The organism is Myxococcota bacterium, from assembly GCA_039030075.1.
In the GTDB taxonomy this organism is placed as follows: Bacteria; Myxococcota_A; UBA9160; order UBA9160; family SMWR01; genus JAHEJV01.
In genome coordinates, this window is the sequence record JBCCEW010000001.1 from 369204 (window position 1) to 394404 (window position 25201).

General features: G+C 69.4%; 22 protein-coding genes. 11 read left to right on the plus strand and 11 right to left on the minus strand.

Annotated elements, in window-relative coordinates:
• Positions 1–52: 52 nt before the first annotated feature.
• The gene (locus AAF430_01545; GenBank protein ID MEM7408903.1) at positions 53–775 is read left to right on the plus strand and encodes an NUDIX domain-containing protein; all 723 of its coding nucleotides are present in this window, start codon (positions 53–55) and stop codon (positions 773–775) included.
• Between the two features lie 29 nt (positions 776–804).
• Here AAF430_01545 and AAF430_01550 read toward each other — a convergent pair whose 3' ends face one another.
• Together AAF430_01550 and AAF430_01555 are read right to left on the minus strand one after the other, a co-directional pair.
• On the minus strand, positions 805–2766 hold the full coding sequence (locus AAF430_01550; GenBank protein MEM7408904.1) for a hypothetical protein: 1962 nt from the start codon (positions 2764–2766) through the stop codon (positions 805–807).
• A gap of 71 nt (positions 2767–2837) precedes the next feature.
• Positions 2838–4709 carry a tetratricopeptide repeat protein gene (locus tag AAF430_01555; protein ID MEM7408905.1) on the minus strand — a complete coding sequence of 624 codons (1872 nt, stop codon included), beginning with the start codon at positions 4707–4709 and terminating at the stop codon, positions 2838–2840.
• 71 nt (positions 4710–4780) lie between these two features.
• Between AAF430_01555 and ccsA the strand changes: the two genes are divergently transcribed.
• The 4 genes from ccsA (at position 4781) to AAF430_01575 (ending at position 7844) form a co-directional block, all read left to right on the plus strand.
• On the plus strand, positions 4781–5476 hold the full coding sequence (gene ccsA / locus AAF430_01560) for a cytochrome c biogenesis protein CcsA (protein MEM7408906.1): 696 nt from the start codon (positions 4781–4783) through the stop codon (positions 5474–5476).
• The gene (gene ccmD / locus AAF430_01565; GenBank protein MEM7408907.1) at positions 5473–5577 is read left to right on the plus strand and encodes a heme exporter protein CcmD; all 105 of its coding nucleotides are present in this window, start codon (positions 5473–5475) and stop codon (positions 5575–5577) included. Before ccsA ends, ccmD begins: the two co-directional genes overlap by 4 nt.
• Positions 5578–5844: 267 nt before the next feature.
• A complete protein-coding gene (locus tag AAF430_01570) occupies positions 5845–6477 on the plus strand; it encodes a hypothetical protein (GenBank protein MEM7408908.1) in 633 nt (210 codons plus the stop codon).
• Positions 6474–7844 (plus strand): hypothetical protein, encoded by a 1371-nt coding sequence (locus AAF430_01575; protein MEM7408909.1) that lies wholly within the window; start codon positions 6474–6476, stop codon positions 7842–7844. The genes AAF430_01570 and AAF430_01575 overlap by 4 nt, the downstream gene beginning before the upstream one ends.
• On the opposite strand, the gene AAF430_01580 is transcribed toward AAF430_01575, so the two are convergent.
• From AAF430_01580 to AAF430_01600, 5 genes are read right to left on the minus strand one after another with little or no spacing between them, the layout of a single operon-like run.
• The gene (locus tag AAF430_01580) at positions 7845–8705 is read right to left on the minus strand and encodes an SDR family NAD(P)-dependent oxidoreductase (protein MEM7408910.1); all 861 of its coding nucleotides are present in this window, start codon (positions 8703–8705) and stop codon (positions 7845–7847) included. It lies immediately after the preceding gene.
• Positions 8702–10174 (minus strand): amidohydrolase family protein, encoded by a 1473-nt coding sequence (locus AAF430_01585; GenBank protein MEM7408911.1) that lies wholly within the window; start codon positions 10172–10174, stop codon positions 8702–8704. The genes AAF430_01580 and AAF430_01585 overlap by 4 nt, the downstream gene beginning before the upstream one ends.
• Positions 10171–10719, minus strand: a complete 549-nt coding sequence (locus tag AAF430_01590; GenBank protein ID MEM7408912.1) for a hypothetical protein — start codon at positions 10717–10719, stop codon at positions 10171–10173. Before AAF430_01590 ends, AAF430_01585 begins: the two co-directional genes overlap by 4 nt.
• Positions 10720–10738: 19 nt before the next feature.
• On the minus strand, positions 10739–12310 hold the full coding sequence (locus tag AAF430_01595) for a class I adenylate-forming enzyme family protein (protein ID MEM7408913.1): 1572 nt from the start codon (positions 12308–12310) through the stop codon (positions 10739–10741).
• Positions 12311–12320: 10 nt separating this feature from the next.
• On the minus strand, positions 12321–13460 hold the full coding sequence (locus tag AAF430_01600) for a CaiB/BaiF CoA-transferase family protein (GenBank protein ID MEM7408914.1): 1140 nt from the start codon (positions 13458–13460) through the stop codon (positions 12321–12323).
• 636 nt (positions 13461–14096) lie between these two features.
• Here AAF430_01600 and AAF430_01605 point away from each other — a divergent pair.
• Entirely contained in the window at positions 14097–15131 is a 1035-nt protein-coding gene (locus AAF430_01605) for a helix-turn-helix transcriptional regulator (GenBank protein ID MEM7408915.1), read from the plus strand.
• Between the two features lie 17 nt (positions 15132–15148).
• Here the strand turns inward: AAF430_01605 and AAF430_01610 are convergent, their stop codons facing one another.
• The gene (locus AAF430_01610) at positions 15149–15673 is read right to left on the minus strand and encodes an ACT domain-containing protein (GenBank protein ID MEM7408916.1); all 525 of its coding nucleotides are present in this window, start codon (positions 15671–15673) and stop codon (positions 15149–15151) included.
• A 538-nt stretch (positions 15674–16211) separates the two neighbouring features.
• On the opposite strand from AAF430_01610, the gene yhbY reads away from it, so the two are divergent.
• Both yhbY and AAF430_01620 read left to right on the plus strand, forming a co-directional pair.
• Positions 16212–16535, plus strand: a complete 324-nt coding sequence (gene yhbY / locus AAF430_01615) for a ribosome assembly RNA-binding protein YhbY (GenBank protein MEM7408917.1) — start codon at positions 16212–16214, stop codon at positions 16533–16535.
• A 67-nt stretch (positions 16536–16602) separates the two neighbouring features.
• Positions 16603–17310, plus strand: coding sequence for a VTT domain-containing protein (locus AAF430_01620; GenBank protein MEM7408918.1), 708 nt, complete (start codon positions 16603–16605; stop codon positions 17308–17310).
• Here AAF430_01620 and AAF430_01625 read toward each other — a convergent pair.
• A complete protein-coding gene (locus AAF430_01625) occupies positions 17307–18152 on the minus strand; it encodes a tetratricopeptide repeat protein (GenBank protein MEM7408919.1) in 846 nt (281 codons plus the stop codon). The two genes, AAF430_01620 and AAF430_01625, sit on opposite strands and share 4 nt — an antisense overlap.
• Positions 18153–18216: 64 nt before the next feature.
• On the minus strand, positions 18217–19071 hold the full coding sequence (locus AAF430_01630) for a Ku protein (GenBank protein MEM7408920.1): 855 nt from the start codon (positions 19069–19071) through the stop codon (positions 18217–18219).
• A 71-nt stretch (positions 19072–19142) separates the two neighbouring features.
• Between AAF430_01630 and ligD the strand changes: the two genes are divergently transcribed.
• On the plus strand, positions 19143–21668 hold the full coding sequence (gene ligD / locus AAF430_01635) for a DNA ligase D (protein ID MEM7408921.1): 2526 nt from the start codon (positions 19143–19145) through the stop codon (positions 21666–21668).
• A gap of 24 nt (positions 21669–21692) precedes the next feature.
• Here ligD and AAF430_01640 read toward each other — a convergent pair whose 3' ends face one another.
• On the minus strand, positions 21693–22418 hold the full coding sequence (locus tag AAF430_01640) for an outer membrane beta-barrel protein (GenBank protein ID MEM7408922.1): 726 nt from the start codon (positions 22416–22418) through the stop codon (positions 21693–21695).
• A gap of 116 nt (positions 22419–22534) precedes the next feature.
• Between AAF430_01640 and AAF430_01645 the strand changes: the two genes are divergently transcribed.
• Positions 22535–24016 carry a MalY/PatB family protein gene (locus tag AAF430_01645; GenBank protein MEM7408923.1) on the plus strand — a complete coding sequence of 494 codons (1482 nt, stop codon included), beginning with the start codon at positions 22535–22537 and terminating at the stop codon, positions 24014–24016.
• A 63-nt stretch (positions 24017–24079) separates the two neighbouring features.
• On the plus strand, positions 24080–25189 hold the full coding sequence (locus tag AAF430_01650; GenBank protein ID MEM7408924.1) for a phosphotransferase family protein: 1110 nt from the start codon (positions 24080–24082) through the stop codon (positions 25187–25189).
• Positions 25190–25201 lie beyond the last annotated feature (12 nt).

A 25201-nucleotide genomic window follows, 5' to 3' on the forward strand; every position in this document is an offset into this window, starting at 1 on the left:
AGGCGGCTCGACGCTCGACCCTCTAGACTGCGCACTCTTTCGAGGAGCCCCCATGGCCGACGAGACCCCGCGTTCCTTCTCCGACCGCCTCGCGGTTCAGCCCGACAAGCCGGCCGAGCTGGTGGCGGCAGCGACCGTCATCCTGCTGCGCGACTCCGACGACGGGCTCGAGACCCTGATGCTGCGCAAGAACTCGAAGATCGCCTTCGGAGGGATGTGGGTCTTTCCGGGGGGTCGCATCGACGATGACGACGGATCTCCCGACGATCCGATGGAAGAGCGGGCGCGCTTGGCCGCGGTGCGCGAGGCCGAAGAGGAGGCGTCGCTCGACCTGGATCCCGACGGCCTGGTCTGGTTCTCCCACTGGACGCCGCCGCCGGTCGAGATCCGGCGCTTCTCCACCTGGTTCTTCGCGGCGCCGGCGCCGAGCAGCGAGGTGACGATCGACGACGGCGAGATCACCGACAGCCGCTGGCTCTCCCCTCGCGCGGCGCTCGACCAGCAGCGCGAGGGCGAGATCGAGCTGGTGCCGCCGACCTTCGTGACGCTCCACTACCTGCAGCCCTATGACACCGCAGCCGAGGCCCTGGCCGGACTGGGCGGGGACGGCTTGCGCCGCTACGTGACGCAGATCGGCAAGGGCGATGAGGGCATGGTCGTGATGTGGGAAGGGGACGCGGGCTACGACGCGCGCGATCCCAATCTGCCTGGGGCACGGCATCGGCTCACGATGTCGAAGCAGGGCTACCACTTCGACGACTCGGGCGTCGCGTAGCCGCCCCGGCCGAGGCCTCCGCCGGAGGATCAGGGGGCGGGTGGTCCACTGCTCACGGCGGGCAGCGCCGTGTCTTCTGCGCCGAAGGCCGGTGCCGGGGTCGTCTCGTGGGAGGCTGCGATCACGTGCTCCGACGCGATCAGGTGTTCGACCAGGATGCGCCCGACTTCCATGATCGTCCCGGGGTGGGACTGGGTGGAGTGGCCCGAGCGCACCACGCGTTCGCTCTGCACGCCTTCGATGTGGGCGCTCTCGTAGGCGACCACTCCGTCGGCGCCTTCCTCGACCGGACCGTCTCCCTGCACGGCGATGATCGAGTGGGCGCTCACGTGGGGGGCGATCGGTAGCGAGCGCAGGGTGACCAGGAAGGGATTCGACGGCGTCATGTTGTCGATCGCGGTCGGGATCGTGTCGAGCGCGTCGTGGTCGATGAGGTCGGGGTTCAGCCGCACGGCGGTCGCGAATGCATCGACCATCAGGACCGGTAGGGTCACGAGGCCCGACACCCACTTCGCCGCACTCCAGAGGGTGAGATAGCTGCCGCCGTGGGGCGTCGCGATGAAGACGACCCGCTTCACGTAGGGGAGTGGTTCGAAGAAGAGGCTGCGGCGCAAGACGTGTGCCGACTCGGCGTCGAGCTCGAGGTCTTCGAAGGGGGCCTCGAAGCGCCAGAACTGGTCCCCGCTGTCCACCGAAGTGAGCTTCGTCAGCAGCCCGCCCTGGCTGTGCCCGATCACCACCATGTTGCGCAGCACAGGGTCGCGGCCGTTCGGGTCCAGCTCGTCCACCGCGTTCTGGAGGGACTCGCGCAAGAGTCCGGCCGAGAACGAGACCGGCTGGCCCGTGTCGTAGGTGAAGAGCCAGACCTGGAAGTTCTCGCGCAGGATCGGGATGCCCATCACTTCGTTCACGAGCTCGGCCCAGCGCCCCGGGCTCGAAGCGGTGCCGTGGACGAGCACCAGCGGGATTCGCCCCGGGCTGTACGGGTGGAGCAGGAAGAGGCCCTTCCCGAACTGCTCGGGAGGACGGATCCCGTAGTTGCCGAAGAACGCCGCGAGTTCACTCTCCCAGAACCGCGAGAGGGTGAGCGTGCTCGCGAGCGCCGCCGTCGTCTCGAACTCGAGGGGAACGGGGCGCCCGCTCACCTCGATCTCGTCGCCGGCGTCGGCCGCGTGGATGTTCACGTGCCCACGGAGGCGCCCGGTCTGGATCCCTTCCCGCGGCGCTTCGATGTGGAGCAGCGCGGTCACCGGGAGGTGCACGATGTTCGGCACGGGCGTGAGCGGAGGCTCGATGTCGGCCGCGAGCTGGGTGCGAGCGGCGAGCGGTGCACCGATGCCCGGGTGTCGGTAGCGGTTGCGCAGCCCTTGGACGGCCAGGTCGGCCGAAGCCTGGAAGTCGATCAGGTCGTAGCGGTCCCAGCGGAGGTCGCGCTCGTCGACGTCGACGGTGACCTCTCCGAAGGGCAGCGGGTAGGTCCCGTCGCGCAGCACGACACGCTCGCTGTCCGGGTCGGCGAAGCCGCGGGTCAAGCCGCGGTTGTAGAGGTCCGAGGCCAGGCGCAGGCGCGGGTCGAATGGGTCCGGGCTGGCGTCGGCGTCTTCGGGGAACAGGAAGGCGTAGGCGTAGATGGCCGCCGCGAGGTAGTGCTCGGGCGACTCGGTGCGCTCGGCGTGGAGGAACGAGAGCTCCGCGAGCGCGAAGAGTCGGTCGTCGGCCTCGGCCCAGAAGATGTCCTTGCGCATCCGGTCGAGGGTCAGCGCCGGATAGTCCTCGTAAGCCCCGTCGAGCGCACTCCGAAGCAGCACCGCCCGGGTGAACGAACTCGGCTCGTCGCCCGAGAGGGCACTCTGGGCCAACGCACCGTGCACCTTCCGCGGGTCCATCAGCTTCGTGCCGATGGGCGCCGTACAGCCGGTGCCGACGGCGAGGAGCCAGAGACTCGCGAGAGTCAGTCGGGTCGTCGCGGTCCAGCTCGAGCCTTGCCACATGGGCGTGTCCTCCACCGGGGGTGGCCGGGAGTATGCGGGGCGTCGCCCAGCTGCGCGATGCCCGGCGTGGTCTAAGGGGCCGTGGCCGCCGCTTCTTCCCGCAGCGAGCGCAGCGTTTCCTGGAAATCCCGGCGCCCCGGAGCCAGCGTGGCGGCGCGTACATAGGCGTCGATCGCGGCGTCGAGGGATCCGGTGAAGTAGCGCGCCGCTCCCAGGTTTCCGTAGGCGTCGGCGTCGTTCGGCGCGAGCGCGACCGCGCTCTCGAGGTAGGGAATCGCTTCGGCACGGCGGGCCGGACGATGTTGCAGGATCAGCGTCCCGAGGTTGTAGGCGACGTTGGGTCCGCTCGGCTGGAGATCGTGGAGGCGGGTCAGCGCCGCGATCGCGCCATCGATGTCGTCTTCCAACTCGCGCGCAAGGCTCGCGCGTAGGCGCCAGGCGAGACGGTATTCCGGGTAGATCGCCAGCGCGCGCTCGGCGTGGTCTACCGCATTGCGAGTCGCCTCGGCCCGCTCGCTCGGTTTCGCGCTGTCCTTCGCGCGTGCGAACCAGACGTCCGCGGCGGCCTGCTGAGCGTGCGCGCTTCCCTCGGACGTCACCACGTCGGTCGTGTGGAGAGTGAAGGGATCCTGCCAGGCCGCATTGCGCTGGACTGTCAAGCCCGCGAAGGCGAGCGCCACGATGCTGCACGCCACCATCGCGGCACGTGTTTGCAGCGCTGGCGGCACGAAGCGGGAAGCGCCCGCCGCGAGGCCCCAGGCTGCCGCGAGGCAGACACCGACCGACGGCATGAACAGGAAGCGCTCGCCGAGGAAGGTGCCGATCGAGAACACGACGTTCGAGACGATCGAGAACGTGGCGAGCAGATAGAACGACGCGAAGGACAGGACCCAGCGTCGCCGCCATCCGATCACGGCGAGTCCGGCAAGGGCGACGTCGAGGGCGAGGCCCGCGAGCGCGAGCGGGTGGGTCCACCCCACCCAGGCGATGTGGAAGGGGCCGTATTCGTGGGTCAGCGGGTGGGGCCACACCAGCAGGGCGTAGGCCCGGGCGTGGCTCGCGAAGACCGTGCCCCAGGTTTCGCTCGGTGTGGCGCCGAGGAAAGGATCGTTCAGCAGCTCCGGCGACGCGTTGCTGCTGGCCACGACGCTCGCGCGGATCAACAGGAAGCCCACCGCAGCGGCCCCCATCGGTGCCAGCTCCTGCCGGTGTTCTCGGAGGGATCCTCGGAAGAACCAGAGCGCGGCTGGCACCACGGCCACGAAGGTGATCGCGTTCTCCTTCGAGAGCAGGGCGGCGAAGAAGACGGCGCCGGCGCCGCCGGCTGCCGCGCGCGAGCGGGTCTCGATGGCGCGCCACAGGAGCAGCAACGCGCCCAGGCAGCCGGCGAGCGCGAGGATCTCGTCACGCCCTTTGATGTTCGCCACCGCTTCCACGTGGAGCGGATGGACGGCGAAGAGCAGCGCTGCGGCGAAGGCGGTGGCCGATGCGCCGAGGGGCGGATCGCGGGGCCCGAGCCACTGGGCGAGGACCGCGTAGAGCAAGAGGCAGCACCCCCCGTAGAGCAGGCTGTTCACGATGTGGGAGACCCGTGCGTTCTCCCCGAAGAGACCGATCTCGATGGCGAAGGTGATGAGCGACAGCGGCCGGTAGCGACCCCCCGCGACCAGGTTCGTCTCGTTGCCGATGGCCCCCTCGAAGCTGTCGGTTCGGAGCAGATCGGCGATCCCTGCGAAACCCGACTGGGTGAACCGGTTGTCCGTGATCGCGAGGCGATCGTCGAGGACGAAGTCATGGCCCCAGGTGTTCGCGTAGAGCAGGGTGGCGATCGCGAAGATCAGGGCACCCGACCACCGGGCCCCCGAGTTCGCGGGGGCGGGCGTGGCCTCGGCCGGCTGGGCGCCGCCTCGGGGAGTGCGTTTGCCGCGGCGTTGCTTCGCCATGGGCGCGCAAGGTAGCTCCGTGCGGGGATCACGGCGGCCCGCAGCGGGTTCCGCTAGCGTCGGCCCGAATCATGACGAACGCCGCGAGTCCCGCTCTCCGCCGTATCGCCGCCATTCGCCGCCCGCTGGGCGCGCTCTGTCTCGTCCTCGTCGCGGCCTGGGCCTGGACCGTCGTCGAAGCACCGATCGATCGGGTGCAGGGCGTGATCCAGAAGATCCTCTACGTGCACCCGCCGCTCGCCTACGGCGCCTACCTCGGCTTCGTGCTCACCGCGATCGGCGGCATCCTGTATCTGTGGAAACAACGCGAGATCCATGATCAGCTCGCCGTGGCGGGCGCGGAAGTCGGCGTCGTGTTCTGCACCCTGATGATGATCACCGGGCCGATCTGGGGGAAGGGCACCTGGGGCCACTGGTGGAGCTGGGATCCGCGCCTCACCCTCACGCTGCTGCTGTGGTTCGTCTACGTCTCCTATCTGTTGCTGCGCAGCTTCACCGAGGGCGGCGAGCGCACCGCGCGCTTTGCGGCGATCTACGGGGTCGCCGGGACCGCGCTCATTCCGTTGAACTACTTCGTGATCGACCTGGCCCAAGGTCGTTCGGTGCATCCGGAAAATCTGGAGAGCGGCAGCTTGGGTGCCGGCATGGGAATGCCCTTCCTGGTGGCGAACCTCGCGGCCTTCGCGGTCTTCGTCTACCTGCTGCTCCTGCGCTGGGAAGTGGAGGCGCGACGGGCAGGTGTCGGCCGCGAAGAGGGAGCGGCATGAGCTACGTGATCGCCGCGTTCGGCATCACGGTGGTCGCCCTCGCTGGGTACGCCTGGCTGCTGGTCCGGGAACGGGCCCGCCTCGAGCGCGACGAGAGTTGACCTGCGCGACGGGGACGACCCGTCGCGGCTGCTCCCCGTCCCCGACCGCTCCAGGATCTGACTGCCCGAGCGCTCGACGCCGGACATCTCATGACCGGCAACCGACGCCCGATGTCCGGCGCACGCCGTCCCGAGGCCTCACGCAGGAGGTGTCAGGAACGTGTGCAAGTGCTTGATTTTGCTTCTGATCGGAGATCTCTCTCCGCTTTGGGCACAGCGGCTGCACTAGGGCCCGGCGGCACACGCGCCCGCCACGAAGGAGTCCTCATGCAACGCATCCGCCTTTGGAGCACCGGCCTGGTCGCCCAGGTCGACACCCTGCTCGGTCGTCTCGAGAACCACGAAGCCGTCGCCGCCAGCACGCTGCGAGCGGCTACCCGGGCGGGGGCTCGGGCCCGGGTTCGCCTGCAGCGCGTCCAGCGCGACGGCGAAGCCTTGAAGCAGAAGCGCGAGGAGGCCCGTGAAGCGGTCGAGCGCTGGCAGCAGCGTGCGTCGGAGCTCGCAGGCCGCGACGAGAACGCGGCGCTCGAATGCCTGCGTCGTCGCCGCGCCTCGGAGCGCGAGGGGCGTTCGCTGGAACGGCGCCTCGAGGAGCACAGCCGCACCGAGCGCGCGCTCGCGTCGGACGTCGCTGCGGTCGAGGAGCGTCTCTCGACCCTGCGCGAGCGGCACCACGTACTCGCGACCCGCGAGTCGCGGGCCGACGCGATGGTGGTGACGCCCGACGTCGAGATGGGCGAGGTGTTCGAGCGCTGGGAGATGGCGCTCGCCGAGCGAGAGATCGCCGACGGGCATCCCGATGCGCCGGATGCCTTCGAAGCCGAGCTCGATCGCAACGAAGAGGAAGCCGAGCTGCGCGCCGAGCTCGCCGCGCTGCGGGACTTCGAGGTGCCGCGATGAGTGCGTTCTTCCCCGACACCGCCGCCCTCGAAAAAACCCAGGCGACCGCAGCGTCGCCGCCGAACACGAGCCCGCCGGAGCCCAAGGAGACTCCGGCGCGCTTCACCGAAGCCTCGCGCATGCTGCGCGCGGCGGGCTCCGTGGCGTTGGTCGCGGCCCTGTCGACCTTCCTGTGGCAGCACTGGGAGGCCGGCAGTGATCTGACCCGCGCGGGAACCCTGCTCGCGCATACCGTGGGCCTGACACTGGCGGGCCTCTTCTGCGGGCTTCGCGCGCGCGACGGCAAGGCCGCGCGGACCTTCCTCGGCCTGGCCGGAGCGTCGTTGCCGATCGTCGCCTGCGTGGGAGGTGGACTCGTCTACTCCCAGCTCGGACCCGAGCCGGTCGCCGGATTGGCCGACTACGCCACCTGGGTGGCGCCGTCACTGGCCACTGCGCTGCTCGCGGGCGCTGGGGCATTCGTCGTAACGATCCCCGTCGCCGCCCTGGCGATGGGGGCCTTCGGCCGACGCTGCCTGGTGCCGCTCACTGCAGCCGCGGTGGCCGGCAACGCGCTCTTGCTCCTACCGACGCGGGACGCCGACGCGATCGCCGTGCTGGCGGGGCTCGCGCTCGTCGGCCTGGGTGCGCTCGAGTGGCGTGTGCTGCGACGCGAGCCCAGCCTGGCGAATCTCGAAGGCGGGATCGCGCGGGCGTTGGTCACCGCGCCGCTGCTCGTGCTGGTCGGGCGCCACATCCTCCACTACGAGGCGTCGGCCCTGTTCCTCGCGGTCGGCTGGTTCAGTGTGGCGCTCGGACTCACGGCGGTCTCCTGGGTGAGCCGCTTGCCCGAGCAAGCGCGGAACGTCGCGCGCTGGAGCGCCGTCGTCCCGGCTGGCTGGGCCGCAGCGGCTTTCGCCGACGCGCTCGGCGGTGCGGGGTTGGCCCAGGGCTTCCTGGTGCCGATGGCGGCGGCGGGCTTTGCGGCCCAGCTCGCGCTGGCTTCGTTCTTCGCCGGTGACGAACCGTGGGGTGCGTCGTTCCGACGGGTGGGCGTGCTCGCCTTCGCCGGGGCGTGCGTCCTGAACCTGGCCCTGGTGCCGGGACTCGTCGCCTCGCTGCTGGCGGGCATCGCCGGCATCGGTCTGCTCGGTTGGGGGACGCTGCGGGATCAGCGTCCGCTGCAGTGGATCGGAGCCGCGTCGGCCCTTGCCGCGGTGGCGGTCCACGTCCAGCACGCGATCGCCCTCTACGCCTGGAGTCGCTGGGGCAGCCTCGCGCTCCTCGGCGTGCTGGTGATCCTCGCGGCCAGCTGGGTGGAGCGCGCCGGGCCCGTGGCCCTGCGGCGCATCGAGATCTGGAAGCGACGCCTGGCGGCCCGCACCTAGCTAGGGCGTGGCCGAGCCCGCGGGCCGCTGGGGAATCGGGCGCTTCTCCAGCGGTCCGTCGGGCAGGGTGCCATCGATGTCGGTGAACCCGTAGCGCTCGGCGACCTCGCGCGACGCGAGCGCGCACCCACTGTGCTCGCCCACGTTCGGATCGGCGGCCAGCGCCGCCACCGCGCGCCCGGTGAAGCGCTGGGACTCACCGCGCACTTTGCCGAGGCCGGTGAGCTGTGCACGGTTGCCCGCGACGCGCTCGGTCAGGACGAGTCCGGGCCAGAGCGACACGACGTGGACGCCGTGGGGCGCCAATTCGTGCGCGGTGTCGGCAGTGATCCGATCGAGGGCGGCCTTGCCGACACCGTAGGCTACGTGCCAGGCGTACTTCTTCGCTCCCGACGAGCTGATGTTCGCGATCAATCCGCGGCCGGCCGGGACCATGCGCTGAGCCGCGAGCGCGCTGGCGACATAGGCCGAGCGGGTGCCGACGCCGATCATGTCGTCCCAGCAGGACAGCGGCGTCTCGTAGAAGGGCTTCCCGGAGGTGAGCTGGCGGGGAATCAAGAACGCGTTGTTGACGAGCACGTCGAGCCGGCCCTGTTCGGCGTCGATCTGCGAGAACACGCGTGCGACCGCATCGTCGTCCCGGTGATCGCAGACCAACGCGGTTGCGCGCCCCCCGGCAGCGGCGACCTCGGCGGCGGTGGCGTGGATGGTGCCCGGCAGGGGCGCGTCCCCCTCGCGCTCGGAGCGGCCGGTCAGGTAGACGGTGGCGCCGGCGGCCGCGAGCTCGAGCACGCAGCCCTTGCCGATCCCGCGGCTGCCGCCGGTAACGAGCGCGACCTGTCCCTCGAGCGGTCCGCTCATGCTTCGTCTGCCACGAGCTTCGCGGCGGCGTCGGCGCAGCGGGTGCCCTCGAAGAAGCGCGGGTTCACGCTGGTGTAGAAGCGCATCGGGTTCGTGCACACGAAGGCTTCGAAGGCGGCCTCGTCGAGGTGACCGTCTTCGACGAGCTCCCAGGCTTCGGCGAGGATGCCGGCCATGTCCGGCACGTCCCAGTGGCCCATGTCCGAGCTGAACATCGCCCGCAGCTGGGCGCCCAGCGGGTTGAGCTCCGTGTTGAACGCCCAGGCGACCATCGGATCGTCGGCTTCGCAGCCGAAGTAGAAGTTCGGCACGAAGCGGTCGCGCACGTCTTCGGCGCGGTCGATCCCGCAGGCGGACCACTCGTCGAGCGTGGGCGGCTCGGGCTCGAGCTTCGTGAAGGACTGGCTCAGGCCGTCCAGATCGGCGCGGAACCGTTCGTCGCCGTACTTCTCGAACAGGTCGATCATCAGGCGCGTGTCGATCCGGGCGGGGTCGAGGTGGTGGATCGTCTCGCGGTTGCGTTTCTCCCAATGGGAGAGCAGGTCGGCGTAGAGCGAACATGCCCAGCCCACGCCGCCTTCGAGGAGGCCGAAGCCGAGCTCGGGGAAGCGATGGGTGACGCCGCCAAGGAAGAGCGATTTGCAGAACGCTTCCATGCTCGCGCCGAAGGAGCCGATGTGGTTGTACATGTAGTTCGACACCGAGCGGCGGGCGCCCCAGCCCATGCCCGGGGTGTGCGAGGCGGGGGACACCCCGAGCTCCACGCAACGTGCCCACAGCGGGTCGTAGTCGTACTCGCTGTCGAGTCCCAGGGTGTCGATCCGCGTTTGGGCGCCGGATCCCCAGTTCGGCACCGACTTGTCGCTCGCTTCGGTCGCGTTGCCGACGGGCCGGTGGATCGCCCCGTTGATCATGATCGCCTTGAAGCCGAGGCCCGCGACCGCGTGCTCGAGCTCGGCGAGCGCCTCGTCGGGCGTATGGGTCGGGATCAGGGCCACGGGCGTCATGCGGTCGGCGTAGGGGAAGTAGATCTCCGCGTGGAACGCGTTGAGCGCGCGGCACGCGACCTGGCGCAGCTCGGCATCGCGCATCGAAAGCGTCGTCAAGCCGCGGCTCGGGTAGAGCACGGTGAAGTCGATGCCGAACTCGTCGAGCCGTTCGTAGAGCAGGCGCGGCAGGTGCGCGGTCGCCCGGTCCTTCGTGTTCGCCGCCGGCAGGCTCCACCAGGACGGACGGGTGGCCCAGATCTCGCGGCGTTGGTCCTCCGAGAGTGCGCTCCACGGGCGCAGCACCATGTCGTCGAAGTCCATGCCGCCGGCGGCCTCGAAACGCGCGGCCAGATCCCCGCCCGCGAGATCCTTCACGTAGTCGAGGAAGAAGCTGCGGAACACCGGCAGGGTTTCGATCAGGTGCCCGTCGGCGTCCACGACGGGGTGCCCCAGTCGGGCGCGGATGTCAGCCGAGGTCATCGGGAGTCCTCCGGGAGTGCGTCGCGCAGCACCGCTTCCGCGTCGCTCTCGTAGCGAGCTCGGTAGGCGGCCTGGGTCACGCGCGGCAGGGTGTCTTCGAGTGCGTTGGCGTCGAAGCCGCCTGCGGCCTCGGGCGCCCCGGCACGGGCGAGCATCTGGGGCAGTCGCGTCCGCAGGCGTTCCAATGCCCACGTCAGCGGATCCCCGTCGGCTACCGGGTCCAGGTGCAACACTTCGTTGCTCTTCGCTCGCCAGTCGACGTAGTGGTAGTGCGGATCCTCGTCGAAGCAGTCGAAGCGCAGCAGTTCGCGAAGTTCGCCGTCGACGGGGCCGCACACGTGGAGCGACACGCCGCGATCGTCGAGCCCGGCGAGGTCGGCGCTGTCGAACCCTTCGGCGGGGGCAGTCGCCGAAGCGGCGGCGATTGCCTCGTTGAGCAGTCGGTACTCCACGCCGATCCGCAGGCTCCCCACGTCGAACCAGCGCGTCTGGGCTTCGACCGGCGGGATCGGCATGACGTCGTAGCGGGTGATGTGGTCGCTCATCGGCGCTCCTCGAGAGGGTTCATTGGCGTTCCTCCAGTCCGAGGGCCTGGGCCGCCTGGGTGCGAAGGGTGCCCTTGGCGATCTTGCCACCGGACGAGCGCGGTAGCTCGTCGACCACCCAGAGATGCTCGGGCCAGGATTCGACGGAAACGCCGGCCTCTCGCAGGTGCGCCGTCAGGGCCTCGAGGTCGAGCGTCTGGCCGGGAAGCAGCTCGACCACCGCACAGACCCGCTCGCCGAAGACCGCGTCCGGAACGGGCACTGCCGCGGCCAGCGCCACCGCCGGGTGGGATCCGACCGCCGCCTCGACCACCGGCGCGCTGATGTTCTTGCCGCCACGGATGATGATGTCCGCGGTGCGACCCACCACCCGCAGCACTCCCGCCGCGTCGATCTCGCAGGTATCGCCGGTGAGCATCCAGCCATCCGGGGTCCGGAGCTTCGCGTTCGCTTCGTCGTCGTCGTAGTAGCCCTGGCTCGTGAGGGGGCCGAGGCAACCCGCCTGGCCGCGGCCGCCGGCTGTGACGTCCCGTCCCGCCTCGTCGAACAGGCGCACCTGCATCTCGTCGATGACATGGCCCGCGGTGCGCAGGCGCACGTCGCGGGTGTCGTCGAGGGTCGTGCGGGACAGCGCCCCGGTCTCGTTCGAGCCATAGAACTGGAGCACCCGCGCACCCGTGCGCTCTTCGAAGGCCGCGGCGCGCGCGTAGGGGACGGCTTCGCCCCCGGTGAACAGCACGCGCAGTGACGGCAGTGGGCGCTCCGCGAGTGCGTCGAGCATGAGGATGAACTGGGTGCTGACTGCGGCCAGCACGCTGACCTGGTGCTGGGCGATCGCGTCGATCATGGCCGCCGCGTCGAAATCGGGGAGCAGCACCGTCGGCGCACCGAGCAGGGTCGGCGTGAAATGCGCGGTCCACAGGCCGAAACCGAAGGGGGCGGGCAGAGCGCTCAGGAAAACGTCGTCCGCTCCCAGGCCTCCTGCCTCCACGGCGAGCCGGTGAAAGTGGTTCCAGCGCGCCTGATCGTGGGTCACGCACTTCGGAAGCCCGGTGGTTCCCGAGGTGGAGTTCAGCAGGAAGAGGTCGGTCGGTCCGAGTCGGCGGCCTGGATCGAGCTCGTGGGCCGGCGCGGGGGCCGGGCCGCCGTCGAGGGCGACTTCTCCGGTGAGGGTCGTTCCGTCGCCGCAGACGAAGTGATGGCGGAGGGCCGTCTCTGCGCGGAGCGGTTCCGTCCAGCGGGCGAGATCGAGCCCGCGATGGTGGGCTTCCGAGAGCAGTGCGCGCGCGCCCGAGCGGGTGATCAGGTGCCGGATCTCCGCTTCGCCAGCGCGGGGACCGATGCCGACGGCGACGAGCCCCGCTCTCTCGGTGGCGAGGAAGGCGGTGTGGACGCCCGGCCCGTCGGGCAACAGCACGGCGACGCGGTCGCCGGGTTCGAGCCCGGCTGCGACCAGGCGCCGTGCCCAGGCATCCGAGCGCTCCGCGTACTCGCGCCAGCTGCAACGCCGGGTTCCCACCAGGAACGCGGGCGCGTCGGGGGTGCGGGCGGCGTGGGCGTCGACGAGGTTGGCGAGGGTCTGCACGGACACGGCGACCGGACTACTGGATCGCCTTCGTCTCTCGCAACGCAGCGAGTTCGTCCGCGGAGAAACCCCACTCGGACAACACCGCGTCGGTATGGGCGCCCCCCACGGCCGGCGGGCGCTGGACCCCGCCCGGCGTGCGAGAGAAGCGCGGCGCCGGTGCGGGCTGGGCAACGCCGTCGATCTCGAGGAACGCGTTCCGCGCCCGGTTGTGGGGGTGCTCGCGCGCCTCTCCCATGTCGAGCACCGGGGCGAAGCACGCGTCACTGCCTTCGAGGAGTTCGCACCACGCGTCGCGGCTGCGCGTCTTGAACAGGTCCGCGAAGCGCTCGCGGAGCTTCGGCCATTGGGCGCGGTCGTGCTGGTCCGGGAGCGACTCGGCGTCGAGTCCGGTCTTCTCGAGCAACGTCGCGTAGAACTGGGGCTCGATCGATCCGAGCGAGACGTACTTGCCGTCCGAGGTCTCGTAGGCGTCGTACCAGGGGGCACCGCTGTCGAGCATGTTGGTGCCGGGCGGTCCCCAGAACCCGGATTGCTGCGCCGAGTGGAAGACGGTCATCAATGCGGACGCGCCGTCGACCATCGCGGCGTCGACGACCTGTCCTTCCCCAGATCGCACGCGTTCGAGCAGCGCGCACACCATCCCGAAGGCGAGGAGCAGTCCACCGCCGCCGAAGTCTCCGACGAGGTTGAGCGGGGGTGTCGGCGGTTGGTCGGCGCGACCGATGTGGGCGAGCGCACCGGCGAGCGCGATGTAGTTGATGTCATGACCCGCGGCCTGGGCCAGAGGACCCTCTTGGCCAAAGCCGGTCATGCGTCCGTAGACCAGGCGCGGATTGCGGCCCAGGCACACGTCGGGACCGAGTCCGAGTCGCTCCATCACGCCGGGTCGGAAGCCCTCGAAGAGGCCGTCCGCCTGTTCGACCAGACGCAGGACGGTGTCGAGCGCTCGGGGTTGCTTCAAATCGACGCAGATGCTGCGACGGCCCCGGCTCAAGAGGTCGCCAGAGACCTGGTCTTCGGACACGAAGGCAGCCGGCCCCGGTTTGACGATCCGGATCACCTCGGCACCCATGTCCGCGAGCACCATCGCGCAGTACGGACCGGGTCCGATCCCCGCGATCTCCAGCAGCCGAATCCCCTCGAGCGGTCCCATGGCGTCCTCCTCGGCCGCCCGTGGGGGCGGGAGCCGCAGGATACCCGGCCTGTGGGTCCCAGAACGGCCGCAAAACCTCCGAATTGGGAGGGAATCCCCGCGGGTTGGCGTCTGGCTCACCTATTTGGGTGAAAACTTACCGTGTCGTTTTCATCAGAAAGGGGGGCGCTTGGTGCCCCTAGCTGCCGGTATTTCTATGACCCAGAGAGCAACGGGAGCCAAAAGATGGCATCAGGGGCAAACGGCCATTGGGAAGCAGATCTTGGGATTCCTCGTCTCGATCGATCGCACCCCACGGCACCCCGGGCTCTCCCGGAGAGGCTCGGTCAACCCGGAGTCATGGTCCGCACTCCCTAGGCAACACGATTGATTGACCCTCAGGGCCCGTCCGATTCGTCGGACGGGCCCACCGGTTTTGGTCGTCCCTAGGCGCGAAAACGCCGCGCTGGACGCTGCCGGGCGCGGCCGGGCATAATCCCCCATCGAAGGGAGGAGGTGCCATTGCCCCGGCACCGCGATGCCTAATGGACCACCGTGCCCAGTGGCTGATCGACCGCATCTACGCGGCCGCTCTATCACCCGACGTGTGGAACGAGGTCGTCCTCGGAATCAGCGACCACCTCGGGGGGCGCCGCTGTGTTCCTGGGTTTCGTCACGCCCTCTCTGAACACCGACGATTCGCCCTACGCGGTGGGCCTCGGTGATGACTACCGCACCACCTTCGCCGAGCACTTCTTCACCGAGCTGCCCTGGTCGATCAAGATGAACGACCACTTCATGGGGCGCTGGCGGACGATGGACGAGGTGATGGGCCACGTCGATCTCGAGAAGACCGAGTTCTACGCGAACTGGCTGCGTCCCCAGGGATTGGCCTGCCACTGGCCGGCGGGTTTCAACATCGCGAACCCGGATGTGGAGGGCGAGGTCGCGGGCGGCTTCTCGGCGTTTCGTCGCGAGGGACAGCCCCCCTTCACCGAGGCCGACTTCGCCGGGCTCGAGGGGCTCACGCCGCACCTGCACCGCGCGGTCGAGATCTACCGCCAGCTCCACGGTGCCGACGTGATGCGGCGCGCGCTGAACGAGGCCGTCGACCGCTTGCCGGTCGGGTTGCTGCTCCTCGACGTGAATCGCAACGTCGTCGTCGAGAACAAGAGCGCGCGCGCGATCCTGGAATCGGACGACGGACTCCACGTCGACCGGCACGGCCCCGGAGCGGCCGAGGCGCGGGAGAACGCCGAGCTGCAACGCCTGCTCGCCGAGGCGATCGAGGCGCAGCGCGGCCAGTACTACAACGGGCCGGGGTTCGTGTCGGTCTCACGGCCTTCCGGGGAGCGTGCGTACGCCGTCATGGTCACCCCGTTGTTGGCGGGCCCGGGGCCCCAGGGCGGTGAGGACGCCGTCGTAGCGGTCTTCGTGACCGACCCCAGTGCGAAGATCGTCGCCGGGTCCGAGGCGCTCGAGGTGCTGTACCAGCTCACCTACTCCGAAGCCGAACTCGTGCGCCTGCTCTCGCTCGGGATGTCTCTCGACGAGGCGGCAAGCCAGCGAGGCGTCAGCCTCAACACCGCGCGCAGTCATCTGAAGCGCGCCTTCTCGAAAACGGGCACGAACCGCCAGGGCGAGCTGGTGCACCTGATCGTCTCGGGCGTCGGGCAGATCGGCGAGGGCTGAGCCGTCGCCACGAGCGACTAGTCGTCGCTCTCGCGTTCCAGCGTTACTTCGATCGCGAGCTCGTCCGCGAGCTTCTCGAGCACCGGACGCAGGGCATCGACTTCGTCGGGTGCGCGCAAGTGGGCCGTGACATGGAAGAGAGTCTCTCCCGACATCGGCGCTGAGCTGGTATGGGAGGTCAGCTCCTCGACGTTCACACCCCGTGCTGCGAGTGCTGCCGACAGTTCTCGCACGATCCCCGGACGATCGAGGCCAACGCCTTCGAGCCGCAGCCGCGGTTGGGTCGGGGGTGCGTGGTCCGCTGCGCGCGTCGCAATCACGCGCAGGCCGGTCGTGGAGAGCGCTTCGAGGGCGGCTGCGAGGGCATCTGCGCGTTCGGGGGCCACCGATACCCGGAGGAGGCCGGCGAACTGACCGGCGAGATGGGCCATGCGGCTCTCGAGCCAGTTCGCCCGGTGATCCGCGATCACCCGGCTCAGGGCCTCGACGAGTCCGGGCCGGTCGGGGCCGATCACCGTGAGCACCAGGGACGCATGTGCCATTTCCGGGCCCTTTCCGGTCGTGAGGGGCGGCTGACGGGAGCGGGAGACACCCGCGGGGGGGAATTCGAACTCGATGCGCGTCGAAAACGCCCCGTTCGGGGCCACTTTACGGCCGAGAATCACCCGTTTGGGTGATAAATCAGCGTGTCGATTTCATCTCTTTGGTGGGCGCTCTGGACTGCGGCGCTTCGTAGGATCGCCCGTGACAGCTCAGGAAGGCGTCCAGGCGCGAGCGCAATCACAACACCCCGCGCTCGTAGAGGCGGCCTCGGAATCACCGGGGGCCTCGCTGCCGGACACCGGACGGGCTGCCGAGATGGTGCGGTCGTCATCAATTAAACCAAGGTCCGCATCCCTTCCGAACGATTCGCACCATAGGGGCCCGCTTCTTGTCGATCAAGAAGCGGGCCCCACTCGTTCGAGCGGTTCACTCGGGATCGCTATCGCACCCTCGAGGGGGGCAGTGCCGGGTACGAGCGGGCGCGACTCGGCTCCACTCCCGCCAGCGCAGCGCCGCGAAACCCGATAGGGTCCGCGCGTGTCGGACGCTCGCCTAGATCCCCCGAAGCTGCGCGGTGCCCAGAAGCGCCATCTGCGAAAGCTCGCCCATGACCTGGATCCGGTCGTCCAGGTGGGGGCGTCGGGCGTCAGCGAGTCGGTGGTTGCGGCCGTCGACGGGGCGCTGGCCGCCCACGAGCTGATCAAGCTGCGGATCGCCCACGAGCGACCCGAACGCCAGGAGATGGCCGAGGCGCTCGCGGCCGAGACGGGGAGCGTGCTCGCCGGCATGGTCGGGCGCGTGGCGGTCCTCTACCGACCGGCGGCCGATCCGGAAGACCGACGCATCTCCTTGCCTGCGTAGACACAGCGCGCGGCCCGGGCCCGCCGCCTCGTTTGACATCGCGAGGGCGGCTCGTGACTCTCTCGGCGTGGAAGGCCGCCGCTGGATCTACCTTGGCGTCGGGGCCGTGGCGTTGTTCGCGGTCTTTCTCACGCTGCGTCGGGTGATCGGTCTCGAGTTCCAGCCCGACTCGCTGCGCGGGGTGGTCGAAGGACTCGGCGTGTGGGCGCCGATCGCGTTCGTCGGGATCGTCGCGTTTCGCGTCCCGCTCGGCGTTCCATCCCAGGTCGTGCTCATCGGCGGCGGACTCGTGTTCGGACTCGTGCAGGGCACCATCTACGGCGCGATCGGGCTGTTGGTCTCGGGCCTCGTGCTCTTCCTCACGTCGCGCTGGGCAGGTCGCGAAGCCGTACTGTCCCGAGTGCCGGGTCGCCTGCGACATCTCTTCGACATCGCCGGCTCGCGTCTCGGCGCGCTCTTCATCGCCGTCGGCACGGCGTACCCCCTCGGACCGATCACCACGTACCACCTGATCGCCGGCGTCACGCGCATGTCCGTGATCGCGTTTGCCCTCGCCCTCGCGGTCGGGTCGCTCGGGCGCGCCGCCATCTACACCTACTTCGGGAGCAGCCTGGTCGAGGGCGAGATGGATCAGGTCATCTGGGCCGCAGGCGTCCTGTTGCTGGCAGGGCTCGTCCCGCTGGCGTTCCCGACGCCGCGTCAGTGGATCCTGCAGATGCTCGAGCGCCCGGCGGAATCCGAAGCAGACGCTTCGCCGGGAGACGGCGCCAGCTAGTGCTTCACCAGTCGCCAGTAGGCCACGAGGTGGCGAACGCTGGCTTCCTCGTCGCCGCGCTGTTCGCAGAGACGCGCCAGGTTGAAGTGCGCTTCGGCGCAAGCCGGGTCGTCTTTCAGACAGGTCCGGTAGGCGTCCACGGCTTCGTCGTCGCGGCTCAGATCTTCGAGGACGACGGCCAGGTTGAAGCGGGCCGTGACGTCGCTGGGCTCGAGGGCGAGGGCGCGGCGGTAGCGCTGCTCTGCCGATGCGAGCTCGCCCGCCTCGTGCTCGAGACGCCCGAGGTTCACGTGGGCGTCCGCGAGCTCGTCGTTCTCGTCGACCGCGCGCGTGTACGCTGCGCGCGCGCGCAGCGGGTCGACCTCTTCGAGCTCGCAGCCGAGCCGATACCAGCGATCGGCCTCGGTCTCCCCGGGCGCGAGCGTGGGCTCGCGTCGGGAGGCCGCGCGCTCGCGAAGATCGATCACCGTCGAGGGGCGCCAGGATTCGAAGTCGAAGACCCACTGGCCGTCCTCGGGAGACCAGAGTCCGGCGTCTTCGCGGACGACGAGTTCGCCCTGGGCGTTGGCGAGTCCGAGTTCGCGGAGGTCACTGTTGGGGGGCAGGCTCGCGCGCAGGCGCGAGAGCGCGCGACGGACGCGTCGCGGATGGATCCGGCCCGCCGAGAGGTCGCGCAGGCGGCGCAGGAAGTGCAGGTCGCGGAAGGCGAATCGCCATTCCCCCCGCGGCCCACGCGTGGGTTCGACGCCGCCGGCCTTCGCCAGGGAGCGCACGCGGGTGGGCGGCACGCCCAGGATCTGGGCCGCCTCGCGCACGCCGTAGGTGGTCTGTGCCGGTTCCATCGAACGACGTCCGCCCAGCGGGCGGCCCCCCTCGTCGTCGGCGCGGGCCTGGCCGGGCCCGGCCTCAGCTGCGTTTTCCGCCGGCCTTCTTCTTCGGAGCGCGCGCACTCTTCGCGGCGCGCTTCGGGCCCTTGCGGCCCGCCGGTGCGGGTGTGGACTCGAGACTGGCCTTCAGCGCATCCATCAGGTCGATGATCTTGCCCTCGGGTTCTTCACTCGGGGCGAAGGTCACTTCCTGGCCTTCGACCTTCTGGGCGATCACTTCCTCGATGCGCTTCTTGACTTCGTTCTCGTACTGCTCGGGCTGGAACTCGTCACCCGCAATCTGGTCGATCAGCTGGACGGCGAGCTTCACCTCGGCATCGGTCAGGGTCGCTTCGACGCGCTCGACGTCTTCGAAGGAGCGCAGCTCGTCGGCGTAGCGAAGCTGTTCGAGGATCAGTCCACCCTGGAACGGGCGGAGCGCCACGATGTACTGCTTTCCGCGCGCGGCGTAGGAGGCGATCGCGCAGCGGCCCGTCTGTTCCATCGCGCGCGAGAGCAGCGTGTACGGTTTGTCGCCGCCCTTGTCTGGGCCGAGGTAGTAAGCGCGGTCGAAGTGGAGCGGGTCGACCTGGTCCAGCGGGATGAACTCGCGGATCTCGATCATCCGGTTGCTCTCCGCCTCGAGCGCCTTCAGTTCCTCGTTCGTGAAGAGCACGTACTGGCCCTTGGCGAACTCGTAGCCCTTCACCATCTCGTCGCGCGGGACGACCTTCTCGTCCTTGGGACAGATGTACTGCTGCTTCAGGCGGGTGCCGCACTGATGGAGCATGTTGAAGGAGATCTGGCCGCTCGATTCGGTGGTGCTGTAGAGCTTCACCGGAATCGAGACGAGGCCGAACGAGATGGTCGCGGTCGAGATCGCGCGCGCAGCCATGGCGGAATCCTTAGGCTAGGCGGGGTAGGGCGTCAACGTGAGCGGCGGCAGGTCCGCCGAAGGAAGGATCGGTGCCCCGAGGCGATCAGCTGAGCGGCCGGCTCGAGCGCTACCGCGGGATGCGGGACGCCGACCAGACGCCCGAACCGTTTGGGGGCGAAAGCGCCCACCGGCCGGGTCTCTTCGTCGTGCAGCAGCACGCGGCGCGGCACCTGCACTTCGATCTGCGCCTCGAACACAACGGAGTTCTCTGGTCTTGGGCGGTTCCGAAGGGACCGAGCCTCGATCCTGCCCAGAAGCACCTCGCCGTCCGGGTCGAAGACCACCCGGTCGAGTACGCCGACTTCGAGGGCATCATTCCCGAGGGGAACTACGGCGCCGGGGCCGTGATCCTCTGGGACCTCGGTCGCTGGATCCCGGTCGAGGACCCGGAAGAGGGGATCGAGCGCGGCAAGCTGCTCTTCGACCTCGAGGGCTTCAAGCTCGGCGGGCGCTTCACGCTCGTTCGGACCCGGGGCCGGGACCGGAACGGCGACGGACGCGAGTGGCTCCTGATCAAGAAGCCCGACGCCTGGGCCGAGACCGACGTGCCGCTGGCCGACGGCTCGATCCTGTCGGGTCTGAGCGTCACCGAGCTCCGCGACGGCGCCCCGCGTTTCGACACCCTGGCCCGCGAGATCGAGGCCCGGGAGCCACGTCGTCACCGACTCGCCATCGACGCGGTGAAGCCGATGCTCGCCGAGCCGATCGCCGAAGCCTTCGACGATCCCGACTGGCTCTTCGAGGTGAAGTACGACGGCTATCGCATGCTGGGTGCCCGCGACGACGGCAAGGGCGTGTTGCGCACACGCAACGGGCGACCCGCCGAAACGCGCTTCCCCGAGATCGCGCACGCGTTGTCCCGCCTGCCCGTGGATCACGTCGTCCTCGACGGCGAGATCGTCGCCACGGATCGGGAGGGCCGTCCCGACTTCGGGCGCTTGCAGCGTCGCGCGATGTTGGACCGCCCCCGCGACATCGCCCGCGCGCGCGTCGAGAACCCGGTGCGCTACTTCGTCTTCGATCTGCTCGCCTTCGGACCCTTCGACCTGCGCGCGCTGCCCCTGCGCCAACGACGCGCTTGGCTCGAGGCGCTGATCCCGGCGCAGGGGCCCGTCCGCCTCGCGCCATCGTTCGCCGCGGAAGGCACCCGTGTGCTCGCACAGATCGAGCAGCTGGGACTGGAGGGTCTGGTCGCGAAGCGCGCGGACGCTGCCTACCGCGCCGGGCGGTCCGCGGATTGGCGCAAGCTGCGTCTCCTCCAGGCCGACGACTTCGTGGTGGTGGGTTTCACCGCGCCGCGCGGCGGCCGCACGGGGTTCGGCGCGCTGCATCTGGCCTCCCACGTCGACGGCGAGCTCCGCTACTTCGGCCGGGTCGGGACGGGCTTCGGCGAGGAGGAGCTCACCCGCCTGCGCGCGGATCTCGATGCGCTGCGCGTCGACGCACCGCCGTGTACGGGGCGCGTCCCCGAGACCCGCGGCCACACCTGGGTGCGCCCCGAACTCGTGGGCGAGGTGCGCTTCGCCGAGGTGACTTCCGACGGCCTGCTGCGCCAGCCGAGCTGGCTCGGGTTGCGCAACGACAAGTCCCCCGGCGAATGCGTACGTTCAGGAGACGCTGCGTTGCCCGCCCTCGAGGCGCCGAGTCCGGCAGCCGCGACGGTGACCCCCGGCGACGTCCGCTTCACCAACCTCGAGAAGGTGTTCTGGCCCGAGAGCGGCGCGACGAAGGGCGACCTCATCGACTACTACCGAAAGGTCGGCCCCTGGATCCTGCCCTATCTGCGGGACCGGCCGCTGGTGATGACGCGCTACCCGGATGGGATCGAGGGTAAGTCCTTCTTCCAGAAGGATGCGCCCGAGTGGGTGCCGGACTGGGTGCGCACCGAGCAGATGTGGAGCGAGCACGCCGAGCGCGAGGTCAACTACTTCGTCTGCGACGACCTCGCCTCGCTGCTCTACGTCGCGAACATGGGAACCATTCCGCTTCACGTCTGGTCGAGCCGCGTCGCGGACCTGCAGCGCCCCGATTGGTGCATCCTCGACCTGGATCCGAAGGGCGCGGACTTCTCTGACGTCGTCGCCGTCGCGAAGGTCGTGCACGCGCTCTGCGAGGAGATTGGGCTGCCCTCGTTTCCGAAGACGAGCGGGTCGACCGGCCTGCACGTGCTGGTGCCGCTGGGCGGTCAGCTCGGCTACGAGCAGAGTCGCATGCTCGCCGAGCTCCTCGCGCGCGTCGTCGTCCAGCGACTACCCGAGCGCGCCACCGTCACGCGACGCGTCCGTTCGCGGGAGGGAAAGGTCTACGTCGACTTCCTCCAGAACGGCCACGGACGGCTGCTCGTCGGCCCCTTCAGCGTGCGTCCGCTGCCGGGAGCCCCGGTCTCGATGCCGCTTCGTTGGGACGAGGTGAACGGCCGGCTGCGCGCCCAGCGCTACACGATGTCGAACGCGCTCGCGCGTCTGCGACGGCTGTCGGAAGACCCGCTGGCCGCCGTGCTTCACACGACGGCAGACGTGACGGGCGCCCTCGCACGTCTCGCCGAGGTCCGCTGAAGCGCTGCGTCGAGTCGAGGCCCGCTAGAAGCGGAACGAGACTCCGCCCGCGACGTGGTGGGCGTTCAGGTGCGTATCGGCGTCGATGTCGAGGTCCGGGCCGAAGTCGAAGTCCACGCTCGCGTCGTAGTCGAGGTCGAGGCGGGTGTGACGGTACTCGGCGAACACGGCGAGCCAGTCGGTGAGTTGGATCGCGAGACCGCCGCGCGCGTCGAGACCGACATCGAACTTCGCGTCGATGAAGTCGTCGAAGCCGACGTTGAAGCGAGAGATGTCGGCTCGCGCGATCGTGAGCGTGACGCCGGGGCCGATCGCGCCGTAGGGCTGGATCTGGCCATTCGGGAACTCGTCACTCGAGAGCAGCGGCAAGCGCAGCATCAGGAGCGGTGTGATCGGCACCGCGATGATGTCGATGTCGGCGATGCTGTCGTCCTTCGCCCGGTAGGTCGAGAGATCGAGGGCGAGCCCGACGAAATTCGCGGCCCCTGGGAACCAGTAGCCGCCGCGGATGCCGAAGGAGCCCTGGGGCTCGTCGTAGTCGAGCCGGACGCGGGTGAGCGCACCGAGTCCGACGAGATTGCAGCCGTTGCAGTTGAGCTCGTCGTTCTCGGCGAAGGCGGCTCCGGCGTAGAGATCGAAGAAACCCTCGGCGTGTCCGAGGGAAGGCCACGCCATCCAGATGACGAGGGTGGCAAGCGCCGTGCGCCACGCATGGATGGACGTCGCGCGTTGGGACGAAACCTCTCGCATCGGGTGCGCCTCCGTGCCGAAGCGATGCGCGGCCCTCGTCCTGTGGCGCTCTCGACCCCGGCGGGCTCACCCTAGCACGGGGCTCGGGCCCTTCGGGGCCGCTATCCTTCGCCGCCGTGGCTCAATTCGCGTCGGATCAGCTTCGTTTCGTCGTCGGACACGAAGGCGGTGTCTCGGATGCCGACATCGCCGCGTGCCTGCGCATCGAAGCGACGGGCGACCCCGAGCGCTGGCTCGCCTTCACCTGCTGGACCGATCCCGCCCGCTCCCATTGGGAGACGGCGTCGGGCGACCGCAAGCCCACACCTCCCGGGGTGGATGCCCTGGAGTGGATGCTCGGCGAGCTGAAGCAGGATCTCGCGGGCTGGCTCGGCCGCGCCGGGCTCGAAACGGGCGCTGCGGCGGCGCTTCCCGACGGCGTGGAAGCGGCGCTGCGCAACCCGCCCGTCGACTTCGATGCGGTTGGCCCCGACGCACGCGCACCGAGCTACGGCGAGAAATGGACGACGTATCCGCCCGATGTCGTGCCCGTGTGGGTAGCGGACATGGATTTCCCGGTCGCCGAGCCGATCCGTCGCGTGCTGCGGCGGAGCGTCGCGCGCTCCGACCTCGGCTACCCGATCCACCCGGCGCCGACACCGGTACCCGACCTCACCGTCGCGCGGATGCGCGACCGCTACGGCTGGGCAATCGAACCGCGCAACGTCGAAGTGCTCTCGGACGTCGTCCAGGGGATGTACGTCGCCCTCGAACAGTGCTCCGAGCCCGGCGAAGGCGTCGTGGTGCAGACGCCGATCTACCCGCCGTTCCTCGGGAGCGTGCGCAAGACCCGACGCCGGCTCGTCGAGAATCCGCTGGTGCGCGGCCCCGAGGGCTACGGCTTCGATCTCGACCACCTGCGACGGGTCGCCGATGCCGGTACGCGGATGCTGCTCCTGTGCAACCCGCACAACCCGACAGGCCGCGTCTTTCGTCGTGAAGAACTCGAGGCGCTCGCCGAGGTCGTGCTCGAGCGCGATTGGATCGTCGTCTCCGACGAGATCCACCAGGACCTCGTCTACGAGGGGCATCACCACGTGCCCTTCGCTTCGCTCGGGCCCGAGGTCGCGGCGCGCACCATCACCCTCACGGCGGCCTCCAAGGCCTTCAACGTCGCCGGACTGCGCTGCGCCCTCGCGATCTTCGGTGACGAGAAGCTGAGGCAGCGCTTCAACGGCTTGCCCCGGCACCTGCGCGGTGGGGTGGGCATCCTGGGCATCGAGTCGCTCCGCGCGGCCTGGGAGCACGGCGAGCCCTGGCTCGAGGCCGCGCGCGCCTACCTCGAGGCCAACCGCCGCTTCACGCTCGATTTCGTCGCACGCGCCTTCCCGGACGTCGTCGTCCACCCGCCCGAGGCGACCTACCTGGCCTGGCTCGACTTCCGCTCCATGCAGCTCGAACCCAGCCCCTACGCCGTCTTCCTCGAAAAGGGGAGGGTCGCGCTCTCGGATGGGCTGGCCTTCGGCGAGGAAGGGCGGGGCTTCGCGCGCATCAACTTCGCGACGTCGCGCCGGGTGCTCACCGAGGCCCTCGAGCGAATGGTCAAGGCGCTGCAATAGACGCCAACCACCTCCATCGGGGACACTGCGCTCCGAGCGAGACTCCAGAACGAAAGGAAGCCCATGCCTACGCCGTGGCAGCGAGATCTAGAAGCCGACAGCAAGAAGTTCGAGGCGTGGCTGGCGAAGCAGCTGCCCGGTGCGAGCGACGTCCAGATGTCGCCCCTCGTGGCACCGACGAGTTCCGGGTTCTCGAACGAGACGCTGCTCTTCGATCTGGCCTGGACGGAAGACGGCAAGCGCCACGAGGAGAAGCTCGTCGTGCGCATCCAACCCACGGGGTACCAGGTCTTCCTCGAATACGACCTGGGATTGCAGTTCAACACGATGCGGCTGCTGGCGCCGACCGACGTTCCCGTGCCCGAGATGCGTTGGCTCGAAGAAGAGGACATGAGCGTCTTCGGCGCGCCCTTCTACGTGATGGTGCAGGTGTCGGGGCGCGTTCCGACGGACAACCCGCCCTATCACGTCGACGGCTGGATGCACGAGATCTCGCCGGCGGAGCGCGAGGCGATCTGGCTGGCCGGTTTCGAGTCGATGGCGCGCATCCACAAGCTCGATGTCGATGCGACCGGGTTCGGCTTCCTGCGTCGTCCCGAGCTCGGCCCGACGCCGCTCGCCCAGGAGATCGCGTACTACGAGAAGTACTACGCCTGGGCTTCGGATGGACGCGAGAATCCGGTCCTCGAACAGACCCACGACTGGCTGGTCGCGAACCAGCCCCAGGACGAGCCCGAGGGCCTGGTGTGGGGCGACGCGCGGATCGGCAACATCATCTTCGACGGGACGAAGCCCGCCGCCGTGCTCGACTGGGAGATGGTCAGTACCGGTAGCCCCGAACGCGACGTCGGCTGGGCCGTCTTCCTCGATCGCCACCACAGCGAGGCGATGAATACGCCCCGGCTCGAAGGGTTCCCCTCCTACGAGGACACCGTTGCCTACTACGAGCAGCAGTCGGGCCACACCGTGAAGCATCTCGACTACTACCAGATCTTCACGGGCTGGCGCTTCGGGATCATCATGCTGCGCATCGCCCAGCAGCTGAAGCACTACGAGTTGATGACGGCCGAACAAAGCCGCGGCATGGAGCTCACGAACCACGTAGTGCGTCTGACCGCGAAGCTGATGGACATTCCGATGCCGGGAGAGGGCAAAGAGGGCGGCTACGTCTAGGCGCCGGGGGAG